Annotated in this window: 12 protein-coding genes; 5 read left to right on the forward strand and 7 right to left on the reverse strand. The window is 73.3% G+C overall.

Annotated features, from left to right (window positions below):
* Nucleotides 1-19 precede the first annotated feature (19 nt).
* The gene (locus tag Q1N79_RS26145; RefSeq protein ID WP_300613475.1) at nucleotides 20-1,432 is read right to left on the reverse strand and encodes a class I SAM-dependent RNA methyltransferase; all 1,413 of its coding nucleotides are present in this window, start codon (nucleotides 1,430-1,432) and stop codon (nucleotides 20-22) included.
* Nucleotides 1,433-1,554: 122 nt separating this feature from the next.
* Between Q1N79_RS26145 and Q1N79_RS26150 the strand changes: the two genes are divergently transcribed.
* Nucleotides 1,555-2,220 (forward strand): TrkA family potassium uptake protein, encoded by a 666-nt coding sequence (locus Q1N79_RS26150; protein WP_300613477.1) that lies wholly within the window; start codon nucleotides 1,555-1,557, stop codon nucleotides 2,218-2,220.
* Nucleotides 2,220-2,879: a TrkA family potassium uptake protein gene (locus tag Q1N79_RS26155; protein ID WP_300613479.1), complete on the forward strand. Its 660-nt coding sequence runs from the start codon at nucleotides 2,220-2,222 to the stop codon at nucleotides 2,877-2,879. The genes Q1N79_RS26150 and Q1N79_RS26155 overlap by 1 nt, the downstream gene beginning before the upstream one ends.
* A gap of 11 nt (nucleotides 2,880-2,890) precedes the next feature.
* Here the strand turns inward: Q1N79_RS26155 and Q1N79_RS26160 are convergent, their stop codons facing one another.
* From Q1N79_RS26160 to Q1N79_RS26170, 3 genes are all read right to left on the reverse strand, one after another.
* Nucleotides 2,891-3,637, reverse strand: coding sequence for a DUF3710 domain-containing protein (locus Q1N79_RS26160; RefSeq protein WP_300613481.1), 747 nt, complete (start codon nucleotides 3,635-3,637; stop codon nucleotides 2,891-2,893).
* A 14-nt stretch (nucleotides 3,638-3,651) separates the two neighbouring features.
* Entirely contained in the window at nucleotides 3,652-4,158 is a 507-nt protein-coding gene (dut, locus tag Q1N79_RS26165) for a dUTP diphosphatase (RefSeq protein WP_300613497.1), read from the reverse strand.
* 108 nt (nucleotides 4,159-4,266) lie between these two features.
* Nucleotides 4,267-5,454, reverse strand: coding sequence for an AI-2E family transporter (locus Q1N79_RS26170; RefSeq protein ID WP_300613484.1), 1,188 nt, complete (start codon nucleotides 5,452-5,454; stop codon nucleotides 4,267-4,269).
* A 30-nt stretch (nucleotides 5,455-5,484) separates the two neighbouring features.
* On the opposite strand from Q1N79_RS26170, the gene Q1N79_RS26175 reads away from it, so the two are divergent.
* Together Q1N79_RS26175 and Q1N79_RS26180 are read left to right on the forward strand one after the other, a co-directional pair.
* A complete protein-coding gene (locus Q1N79_RS26175) occupies nucleotides 5,485-5,940 on the forward strand; it encodes a DUF3093 domain-containing protein (protein ID WP_300613486.1) in 456 nt (151 codons plus the stop codon).
* 46 nt (nucleotides 5,941-5,986) lie between these two features.
* Nucleotides 5,987-6,262 carry a DUF4235 domain-containing protein gene (locus Q1N79_RS26180; protein WP_300613488.1) on the forward strand — a complete coding sequence of 92 codons (276 nt, stop codon included), beginning with the start codon at nucleotides 5,987-5,989 and terminating at the stop codon, nucleotides 6,260-6,262.
* A 54-nt stretch (nucleotides 6,263-6,316) separates the two neighbouring features.
* On the opposite strand, the gene Q1N79_RS26185 is transcribed toward Q1N79_RS26180, so the two are convergent.
* From Q1N79_RS26185 to Q1N79_RS26195, 3 genes are read right to left on the reverse strand one after another with little or no spacing between them, the layout of a single operon-like run.
* Nucleotides 6,317-6,616 (reverse strand): DUF4193 domain-containing protein, encoded by a 300-nt coding sequence (locus Q1N79_RS26185; RefSeq protein ID WP_300613490.1) that lies wholly within the window; start codon nucleotides 6,614-6,616, stop codon nucleotides 6,317-6,319.
* Complete coding sequence (locus Q1N79_RS26190) at nucleotides 6,600-7,703, reverse strand: inositol monophosphatase family protein (RefSeq protein WP_367185144.1); 1,104 nt, start codon at nucleotides 7,701-7,703, stop codon at nucleotides 6,600-6,602. Before Q1N79_RS26190 ends, Q1N79_RS26185 begins: the two co-directional genes overlap by 17 nt.
* Nucleotides 7,700-8,788, reverse strand: a complete 1,089-nt coding sequence (locus Q1N79_RS26195) for a ferrochelatase (protein WP_300613493.1) — start codon at nucleotides 8,786-8,788, stop codon at nucleotides 7,700-7,702. The genes Q1N79_RS26190 and Q1N79_RS26195 overlap by 4 nt, the downstream gene beginning before the upstream one ends.
* A gap of 93 nt (nucleotides 8,789-8,881) precedes the next feature.
* Here Q1N79_RS26195 and Q1N79_RS26200 point away from each other — a divergent pair.
* A partial coding sequence (locus Q1N79_RS26200; RefSeq protein WP_300613495.1) for an MFS transporter occupies nucleotides 8,882-10,123 on the forward strand: 1,242 nt, incomplete at its 3' end.

Here is a 10,123-nt window from a genome sequence, read left to right on the forward strand (position 1 = left end):
CGCGCCGGATTCCGGCGGGTCACCGGGCAACCGTAGCCACGCACTCCACATGATGGGTCATCGGGAACGCGTCGAACGCGCGCAGCCCCGCCAGCGTCCAGCCCCGCTCGAGCAGCAGCCCGAGGTCGCGGGCCAGCGTGGCGGGGTCGCAGGACACGTACCCGAAGCGCTCGGCCCGGCTCTGGCCGGACAGGTAGCCGACGACCGCGCGGGCCAGCCCGGCCCGCGGCGGGTCCGCCACGACGAGCCGGGCCGTCGCAAGCCCCCCGCGGCGCAGCACCTGCGCCACGTCGCCGCGATGCACCCGCGCCCACGGCCAGTCCCGCAGGTTCCGTCGCGCGTCCCGCACCGCCCCGGCGTCGGACTCGATCCCGATCACGGCACCGTCGGGGCCGACCGCTGGCGCGATCGCCCCGGCGAACAGCCCGGCGCCGCAGTACAGGTCAAGCACGGCGTCCCCGGGCTTCGGCTCCAGCGCGGCGAGAACCACGGCGGTGAGCGTGTCCGCCGCCGCGGGGTGCGCCTGCCAGAAGGTCCCCGCGCCGACCCGCCAGTCCCGGCCGACCGCGCGCTGGCGGATATAGGCTCCCCCGCGGACAGGGGTCAGCCCATGCCGTGACCGGCTGAGCACCGCGTCCGCCGGTACGGCCGCCACCCCCGGCTCTTCCGCATACACCGAACGATCCCGGCCGTCTCCCCCGTGCCCCGCACGCTCCCCGCCGTTCCCCGCGCCCTCCCCGCCTTCCGCGTCGCCGCGGCGGCCGCCAGTTCCCTGATGGCCGGCCGGGGTGAGGATCACCGTCCGCTCGGCATGCCCGCCGCGCTCGCCCGCGCTCCCCACGACCGCCTCCACGCTTGCGACGCCCGGCCAGCGCCGGCGCGGGATGCCCAGGCCCCTGATGCCGGGATGCGCGATGAGGCAGTCGCCGATGTCGACCACCTCGTGCGACCGGTGAGCGCGCAGCCCGGCGACGCCGTCGGCGCGGACCGCGAACTGGACGCGGGTACGCCAGCCCAGCCCGCCGCCGGTCCCGTCGGCTGACCGGGCGCTGGCCTCGTCGCCGGGCATCGGCTCGACGGTGACCTCGCGGTCGATGCCGGCGAGGCGCCGCAGGTGCTGCCCGATCACGGCTGCCTTGAGCGCACGCTGCGCGGGCAGCGCGGCATGCTGCCAGTCGCAGCCGCCGCAGCCGCCGGCATGCGCGTACGGGCACGGCGCCGGCACCCGGTCCGGCGACGGCAGGAGGATCTCGACCGCGTCCGCGCGCGCGAACCGGGATGTCACCTCCGTAACCTGCGCAACAACCCGCTCGCCGGGCAACGCGTGCCGGACGAAGACCACGGGAAGGCCGGACGGCCTGGCAACGCACCAGCCACCCTGCGCGACGTCACCGACCTCGACTTCGACGGCCTCGCCTACCTGAAAGCCCACTGGGCAACGCCTCCTCATTCCCTGTTTCCGGGGTCGCATTCTCCCATGTGAGGGCATACCTTTGGCGAGGTGCCCGGTTCGGGGCGCTGGCCAGGGCATGACACACCGCGAAGGGACGGGTCGTGCATATCGTGATCATGGGCTGCGGCCGGGTCGGCTCGACGCTAGCCCACATCCTCGAGGACCGGGGAAACACGGTCGCGGTGATCGACCGCGATCCGGAGGCCTTCCGCAGGCTCCGCCCTGCGTTCAAGGGCGACCGGGTGACGGGTATCGGCTTCGACCGCGACGTGCTGACCAGGGCGGGGATCGAGCGCGCGGACGGCTTCGCCGCCGTGAGCAGCGGCGACAATTCCAACATCATCGCCGCGCGGGTCGCCCGCGAGACGTTCGGCGTCCGCCAGGTGGCGGCGCGGATCTACGACCCGCGGCGGGCCGAAGTCTACGAGCGGCTCGGCATCCCCACGGTCGCGACCGTGCGGTGGACGGCCGACCAGATGCTCCGCAAGCTGATGCCTGAAGGCGCGGAACCGCTGTGGCGCGACGCCACCGGCAAGGTCGTCCTCAGCCAGGTGAGCGTGTCCCCCGCGTGGATCGGGGAACCGGTCAAGTCCGTTGAGGCGTCGGCAGGCACGCGCGTCGCCTACATCGACCGGCTCGGCGAGGCGATCGTGCCGCAGCCGGGAACGGTGCTCCAGCAGGGTGACGTCGTGCACGTCATCGCGAAGGAGAGCGAGCTTGACCGGATCGCGATCGCGTTCGCCACGCGCGAAGGAGGCGGTCACTGATGCGGGTCGCGATTGCCGGGGCCGGGGCGGTGGGCAGGTCCATCGCCCGCGAACTGCTCGAGAACGGCCACGAGGTGCTGCTCATCGACCAGAAGCCGAGCGCGATCAAGGTGGACAGCGTGCCGCGTGCCGAATGGCTGCTGGCCGACGCGTGCGAGATCAGCTCGCTTGACGACGCGGCGCTTGACCGCTGCAACGTGGTCGTCGCCGCCACAGGCGACGACAAGGTGAACCTCGTGGTGGCGCTGCTTGCCAAGACGGAGTACGGCGTCCCGCGGGTCGTGGCGCGGGTCAACCACCCGGGCAACGAGTGGCTGTACAACGAGTCGTGGGGTGTCGACGTCGCCGTCTCGACCCCGAGGCTGCTGTCGGCGCTGGTCGAGGAGGCGGTCAGCGTGGGCGACCTGGTCCGGCTGATGACGTTCGGGCACAGCGAGGCCAGCCTCGTGGAGCTGACGATGCCCGCGGACGCGCCGCTGGCCGGCAAGCAGGTCGGGTCGATCGAGTGGCCCGCCGACGCCGCGCTCGTCGCGATCCTGCGCGAGGGCCGGGTGCTCGTCCCGCAGCCGGAAGACCCGCTGCAGCCCGGCGACGAGCTGTTCTTCGTCACGACCGAGGACGTCGAAGGCGACCTGGAACGCCTCTTCTCCGTGGACTAGCCGACCGGGCGTCAGCGCGTTTCCGTGAATTCCGGGCCGCGCTCGAACGGGTTGGGCGGCGTGGCGAACCGGTTGTCCTGCCCGCCGCGGGCCTGCTCTTCGGCAAGCGCCTGGGCCGCCTCGGGCGGCAGCCGCAGCTCGAGCAGGTCCCGCGGCGGCACCGGGTGCTCACCGCGGACCACGACGACCTGGCGCATCAGCTCCTCGAGCGGGGCCGCCGCCCGCGGGTCGTCCGCCGCGGCGCCGGTGAACAGGCCGCGCAGGAACCACCGCGGGCCGTCCACGCCGGTGAACCTGACGGGCCGCATGCCGGACTGCGGCTGACCCTGCTCGACGGGAACCCGGCCGACCACCTCGATGCCGAACGGCCCGGGGCGCTCGGCGCTCGTGCCGCCCGCGGCGTTGATCTCGCCCGCGATTTCGGCGCGGACGTCCTCCCACAGCGAGCCCCGCTTGGGCGCGGCGAACGCCTGCAGCTGCAGCTCGCTCGTCGCTTGCCGCACGGTCACCCAGGCGCCGTGCTGATCCGCGAACACCAGCTGGATGTCCAGGCCGGGGAGCACAGGGACCCGCAGGCTGCCGAGGTCGACGCGCTGCGTGTCGGGGTGCGGCTCAGCCGCGTCCCACGGGCCGGCCGCCCGCGGCGCGAGGCCGCCCGTGCCGTCCTCGTCGCCCGCGACCTCCTCGCCGAACTCTGCCGTCAGGTCCGCCGGGGCGGCCACGTCGCGGTCACCAGCGCTACGTCGCCGACCGAACACTGCGCATCCCTCCCTCATTCCGCGGCGGCCGCGTCGGCGGGCGCCGGGCCCGCGAGACCGCCGGTCGAGCCGAAACCACCCTCGCCCCTGGCGGACCCGGGCAGGGCCGCCACCTCGCGGAACGTCGCGTACTCTACCCGCTGCACCACGAGCTGGGCGATCCGGTCCCCGCGCCGGAAAGAGACCTGGCGGGCCGGATCGGTGTTCAGCAAGATCACCTTTATCTCGCCACGGTATCCCGCGTCGATCGTGCCCGGCGCGTTGACCAGCGTGACGCCGTGCGTGGCCGCGAGGCCGGACCGCGGGTGCACGAACGCCGCATACCCGGCGGGCAGCGCGATCGCGATCCCGGTCCGTACCGTGGCGCGCTCGCCGGGCGCCAGATCGACGTCTTCGGCGGCGGCCAGGTCCGCGCCCGCGTCCCCCGGCCTGGCGTACCCAGGCAGCGGCACGCCAGGATCCAGGCGCGTGACCAGGACGTCGACTCCGGTCTCGACATGCCGCCCGGCCGCGCCTGCCATGTCCGCGGAAGTCGCGGAAAGGCTCATCGTCTGCGCCTTTCGCTCGTGCTCGTCAGCTTGCCCAGACGCCGTGTGCCGTCCACCCGAAGGCTACGCGAGACTGCGGCACTATGCGCCCTCGTCGCGCAGCGCGTGCACCGCGCGCGTCACCGCCGCGGTGATCGGCACCGCCACCACGGCGCCGGCGATGCCGGCCACCACGCCACCGACCGCGAGCACCAGGATGACGGCGAGCGGATGCAGGCGCACCATCTTTCCAACGACCTGCGGCTGCAGAAGGTGCCCTTCCAGCTGGCTCATCACGATCAGGATGCCGAGCAGGATGAGCGCGAAGACCCAGCCCTTGGTGGCGAGCACCACCAGGATCGCCAGCCCGCCCGCCGCGAGCACGCCGACCAGCGGGACGAAAGCCGCGAGGAACATGAACAGCGCCAGCGGCGCGACCAGCGGCGCGTTCATGATCGACAGCGTGATCCCGAGCACGGTGGCGTGGATCGCGGCCACCGCGACGGTGCCGCGGACGTAGTACACGACGGCCTGCCAGGCCGCGCGCCCGGCCCGGTCGGCCCGCGCCTTGCGCTCCGGCGCCAGCCTGCTCGTCAGCCACGCCCAGATCCGGTCGCCGTCCTTGATCAGGAAGAACGAGACGAAGAACGTGAGCACGACGCCGGCCAAGACCTCGACCACGATGCGCGCGCCGGTCACCGCGGTCCCCTCCACCAGCGACTTGTGCTGGCTGAGGTACTTCACCACGCTGTCGGACAGCTTCTGCAGGTTGCCGGTGTGCAGGTGGAACGGCGGCCCGGCCAGCCAGGCCTGGACCTGGGTGATCGTGTGCTTCACCTGGCTGACCAGGTTCGGGTACTCGGCCTGGACCCGGGCGGTCACCAGCCAGACGGCGCCGGCGAGCAGGACGATGGCCGCCAGCATCGTGCACCAGGTCGCCGCCAGCGGCGCCAGCCCGGCGCGGCGCAGCCGGGCGGCCAGCGGCTGGAGCAGGGCGGCGAGCAGGATCGCGGCCGCGCATGGCACGACGACGAGGTAAAGCAGCGCGGCGAGCCAGGCCGCGATGTAGACCACGACGGCGAGCAGCAGCAGCCGCCAGGACCAGGCGGCCGCCGTCTGCAGCCAGCGCGGGACCTCGACGCGCGGCGCACCGGCCGACGGCGCGCTGCCCGGCGGCAGCGCGTCGCCCGGTGCCCCGTCGCCCGGTACCGCGCCGTTCGCGGCGGGCTCGCCCGTTGCCCGGGCACCGGCCACGCCGTTCGCCACCCGCCTAGCCGCCCGGCCGATCATGACTCCATCTAACCAACTACCGTGTAGTGCATGCGTTCCTACCGCGAGCACCTGCGGGTGCCCGTTAGCTACTGGCTGCTCGCCGTTCCATCGATAGTTATCCTCGGTGCCGAGCTTTATGCCGGCTTCGGCGGCTTTATCCCGCCGCTGATCTACGCCGTGTTCACCGCCGTCGTGGCAGGCTTCCTGCTGAGCTGGGGCGGGACGAGCATCGAGGTGGCGAACGGGACGCTGCGGGCCGGGCACGCCACGCTGCTGCTGCGCCAGGTCGGCGACGTGGTGCCGCTTGATGAGAAGCAGGCCACGCTGCTGCGCGGCCCGCGGGCGGACCCCGCGGCCCACCTGATGCTGCGGCCCTACCTGAAGCGCGCCGTCTACATCGCGCTCGCGGACCCGGCGGGCGGGGTGCCGTACTGGCTGGTCGCGACCAGGCGTCCGGCCGAACTCGCGAGCGCGATCGAGCGCAGCCGGCAGACCGTGGGATGATGGCGCACACGGCCGGGGATGAGCCGTCGGGGACGAGGAGGTATCAATGAGCAAGAAGCGCAGCGACTCCAATGGAAAGATGGTCGCTGCCCTGGCGACGACCGGCGCCGTCTACGTCGCGAGGAAGGTGATAGCGGTCGTCTGGACCCGCGTCACGGGCAAGCAGCCGCCGACCGACGCGTCGGACCCGTCCGTCAGCGTCGCTGAGGCGCTGATCTGGGCCGCCGTCGCCGGCGTGACGATCGAGGCGGCGCGTGTTTTCGTGACCCGCGCGACCGTCCGGCGACCGGCGCTTGACGAGGGACAGGCGGAGTCGAGCTGACTGGTCACGCCGGTCACCGTCCCCGCGGGCGCCCCGCCCGCGGGGACCAGGTCATCAGGCTGCGCACTCGCGGCAGACAAGCTGACCGTTCCTGTCTTCGGCAAGCTGGCTGCGGTGGTGCACAAGGAAGCAACGCGAACAGGTGAACTCGTCAGCCTGCCGTGGGATCACCCGGAACGACAGCTCCTCGTTCGACAGGTCCGCGCCGGGCAACTCAAGGGACTCGGCGACGTCGTCCGGGTCAAGGTCGATCGTGCTCGACGACTTGTCCATCCGGCGGGCCTGAAGCTCCTGGAGGCTGTCCTCAGTCAGGTCGTCGTCGGTCTTGCGCGGGCTGTCATAGTCGGTAGCCATTGTGATGACCCATCCCCCTCCGTAGGCGGTGCTGTGGTGCGGTCGCTGCGCGGATGTAACGCTCAGGAAGCCCTACTTGTGCCCGATTCCGGCGGGGAATTCTGCCACGTTCGGGACCGGCTCGCACGCAGCGGGCGCTCCGGCGCGAACGTGTCCCGCCAGGATCGTCTGGCCGCTTGTAAACCGCACATACCGCCCATCTATTCCATGCGGGAAAACTCCCCGTCACCGGATCGCCGGCTAACGCGTCGCGCTCGGCGTGCAGCCCGGCCAGGACCGCGGCCAGGGCGTCGAACAGCTCAGGACCGGCGGCGATCGTCATCGAGGTGCTCGCGGGCGCGCCCCTGAGCCCGCCGACGACCGCCCCGGCCTCTGCCGCGATCAGCCCCCCGGCCGCGTAGTCCCAGTAGTTCAGGCCTCGCTCATAGTAGCCGTCCACCCGCCCGGCGGCCACCGAGCACAGGTCCACGGCGGCGACCCCGGCGCGCCGGATGTCGCGCACCTGGGGCAGCAGCGCGGCCACGACCTCCCCCTGTACTTTGCGCCGCGCCGCCACGTAGCCGAACCCGGTCGCCACCAGCGCCTGCGCCAGCGGCACCCCGGTCCGGCAGCGCAGCCGAACCCGGACCGCCGCCGCGTCCCGGTCGCCAGCGCCGTCACCGCCCGCCTGCACCCAGGATCCGCCCCCCAGCGTCGCGCCGAACAGCTCGCCGCGCACGGGCACGTTGACGACGCCCGCCACGATCACCCCGGACACTTCGGCGGCGATCGACACCGCCCAGTCCGGCAGCCCGTACAGGTAGTTGACGGTGCCGTCGAGCGGGTCGATCACCCACCGCACCGGCGCGTCACCGGTCTGCCCGCCCTCCTCCCCCAGGATCGCGTCGCCGGGCCGGGCCGCGCCGATGCGCGCGCGGATCAGCTCCTCCGCCTGGCGGTCCATCTCGGTGACCACGTCGGTGGGGCTGGATTTGGTCGCGGCGACCGTCACGCTGCCGCCCGGGGCGGCAAGCAGCCGCCCGGCCGCCCGCGCCGCGTCGATGGCGACCGCGAGCAGTTCGGCGCTGCCTGGGGCGGGGACGGTCATGCCGGCGCCTGCGTCGCCCGGGCCGGGCGGGACGGCGGGGTGTACCGGCAGCAGTCGGCCGGGCACGCCCCGGACGCGGCACCCAGCGTCCCGAGCGCGACCGGCTCCGCGCCGGTCATTCGCTCCCGGACCAGTTCGGCCACCATCCGCGCGAACCGGGGCGACGACCCGGGGGCGGCGGCCCGGACGAACGCCAGGCCGAGCGAGGCCGCCGTCTCCGCCGCCTCGATGCCGAGGTCGTGCACGACCTCCATGTGGTCGCTCACGAACCCGACGGGGATGGCCACGACCGCGGGGACGCCGCACTTCGCCAGCGTCCGCACGTGCTCGCAGACGTCCGGCTCGAGCCAGGGCACGCCGGGCGGGCCGCTGCGGCTCTGGTAGACGAGATCGTGGGCGAGGCAGCCGCCACCCGTGCGTTCGGAGATAAGATTCGCGGCTTCGGACAGCTCAGCGGCGTACCTGCCCCCGGCCACCGCGGGACGGGCGGTGTCCGCGCAGACGCTGCCGCTGGCAGCGGCCATGCCGACAGGAACGCTGTGCGCGGTGAACACCAGGCGCGCGCCGTCGGCGAGCCCGGCGGGCAGCGTGCGCAGCGCTGCCCCGGCGTTGTCCGCGAACGGCTCGATGAACCCGGGATGGTTGAAGTAGGGGCGGATCTTGTCGATGCGGGGAGCGCGCGGGCCGACTGCCGCGACCGCCCTGTCGATGTCGTCCAGGTACTGCCTGCACGCCGAGTAGGAACTGTACGCCGAGGTCGCGAACGCGATCACGCGCCGCGCCCCGTCGTCGGCCAGCTGCCGCACGGTGTCCTCGAGCAGCGGGTGCCAGTTGCGGTTGCCCCAGTACAACGGCAGGTCGATGGCGGCGGCGGCGAAGGCGCCGCCGATCGCGGCGAGCAGCTGGCGGCACTGGGCGTTGATCGGGCTGACCCCGCCTGCCGCGTAGTAGTGCTCGGCCACCGCGGCCAGCCGCTCCTCCGGCACGCCGCGGCCACGGGTGACATTCCGCAGGAACGGCAGCACGTCGTCGGGCCCCTCCGGGCCGCCGAACGACAGCAGCAGGAACGCGTCGTAGACGGGCATGCCCCTATCCAACCAGGCACGCGGCACGGTCCGGTACGCGGCCGGCGCACCCGGGGGCGGCGGCGCGGAAGCCGTTCGCTACCGCCCGATATCATGGCGTTACATGAGGTCACGCACGCGATGACGGGTGCTGGCCAGGCGGGTACTCGGGAGCGCTACGGCCTGCGCGGGTTGCTTGCGCCCTACGCCGAGATCGTCCATGTCCGCGGTGCGTGGCGGTTCTCAGCCGCGGCGTTCATCGGGCGGATGCCGATGGCCATGTACGGCCTGGGTGCCGTGCTGCTCATCGCCGAGGTGACCGGCCGGTTCGCGCTGGCGGGGAGCGTGTCCGCGGCGGGCTCACTCGGCGCGGCGGCCTGCTCGCCGCGGGTCGCCCGGCTCGCCGACACGCACGGCCAGCGCCGGGTCCTGCTGCCGCTGGTGGCCGGCTTCGCGGCGAGCGTGGCAGGGCTTGTCGCCGCGGTGCAGCTGGACGCTTCGGACTGGGCGCTGTTCCTGGCGGGGATCGCCGGCGGCGCCACCATGCCCGCGCTCGGCCCGATGGTACGCGCCCGGTGGAGCGCGCTGCTTTCCGACTCGCAGCGGCTGCACACGGCGTTCTCCCTGGAGTCGGCGGCCGACGAGCTGTGCTTCATGGTCGGGCCGGCGATTGTGACCGTGCTCGCCGCCGAACTGCACCCCGCCGCGGGCGTGGCGGTCGCGGTGCTGTCGTGCCTGGCCGGATCGCTGTGGTTCGCATCGCAGCGGGACACCGAGCCCGCCCGTTCCGCCAGACGGCGGGGTCACCGGGGGCGTCGTCCCCCCGGGAGAAAGACAGCGCTCGCGCCACTGCCTATCCTGGCTGTGCTCATCGCCGTCTACCTGTGCCTAGGCGCGATGTTCGTCGCGATCGACATGTCCACGGTCGACTTCGCCATCGACGCGGGACACGAGGCGTTCGGCGGGCTCGTGCTCGCCTGCTACGCCCTCGGCGGCGCGGCCGGCGGACTGTGGTACGGGTCCCGGACCTGGAAGGCCCCGGCGGCGCGGCGGCTCGCGCTGGCCCTCGGGCTGTCCGCGGCCGGGGTGAGCACGTTCTGGGCGATGCCTGGCCTGCTCACGCTCACGGTCGTGATCTTCCTGTCCGGGCTGGCCGCCGCGCCGGCGCTGATCGCCGGGTTCAGCGTGCTCGAGTCGCAGACGCTGCCCGGGCGGACCACCGAGGCCATGTCGTGGCTGTCCACCGGGCTCTCCATCGGGGTCGCGTGCGGCGCGATCGCCGCGGGGTTCACGCTGTCCGGCTTCGGCCCCCGGTGGGGCTACGTCCTCGCCGCCTGCTGCGCGGTCGCGAGCGCA

The organism is Trebonia sp. (assembly GCF_030042015.1).
Lineage (GTDB): Bacteria > Actinomycetota > Actinomycetes > Streptosporangiales > Streptosporangiaceae > Trebonia.

What these genes read in the sequence shown, in the direction of transcription:
- Q1N79_RS26155 (WP_300613479.1), top strand. Translation starts at nt 2,220, where the DNA reads ATGCGGGTCGCGATTGCCGGGGCCGGGGCGGTGGGCAGGTCCATCGCC.
- dut (WP_300613497.1), bottom strand. Translation starts at nt 4,158, where the DNA reads ATGGCAGGCGCGGCCGGGCGGCATGTCGAGACCGGAGTCGACGTCCTG.
- Q1N79_RS26170 (WP_300613484.1), bottom strand. Translation starts at nt 5,454, where the DNA reads ATGATCGGCCGGGCGGCTAGGCGGGTGGCGAACGGCGTGGCCGGTGCC.
- Q1N79_RS26175 (WP_300613486.1), top strand. Translation starts at nt 5,485, where the DNA reads ATGCGTTCCTACCGCGAGCACCTGCGGGTGCCCGTTAGCTACTGGCTG.
- Q1N79_RS26180 (WP_300613488.1), top strand. Translation starts at nt 5,987, where the DNA reads ATGAGCAAGAAGCGCAGCGACTCCAATGGAAAGATGGTCGCTGCCCTG.
- Q1N79_RS26185 (WP_300613490.1), bottom strand. Translation starts at nt 6,616, where the DNA reads ATGGCTACCGACTATGACAGCCCGCGCAAGACCGACGACGACCTGACT.
- Q1N79_RS26190 (WP_367185144.1), bottom strand. Translation starts at nt 7,703, where the DNA reads ATGACCGTCCCCGCCCCAGGCAGCGCCGAACTGCTCGCGGTCGCCATC.
- Q1N79_RS26195 (WP_300613493.1), bottom strand. Translation starts at nt 8,788, where the DNA reads ATGCCCGTCTACGACGCGTTCCTGCTGCTGTCGTTCGGCGGCCCGGAG.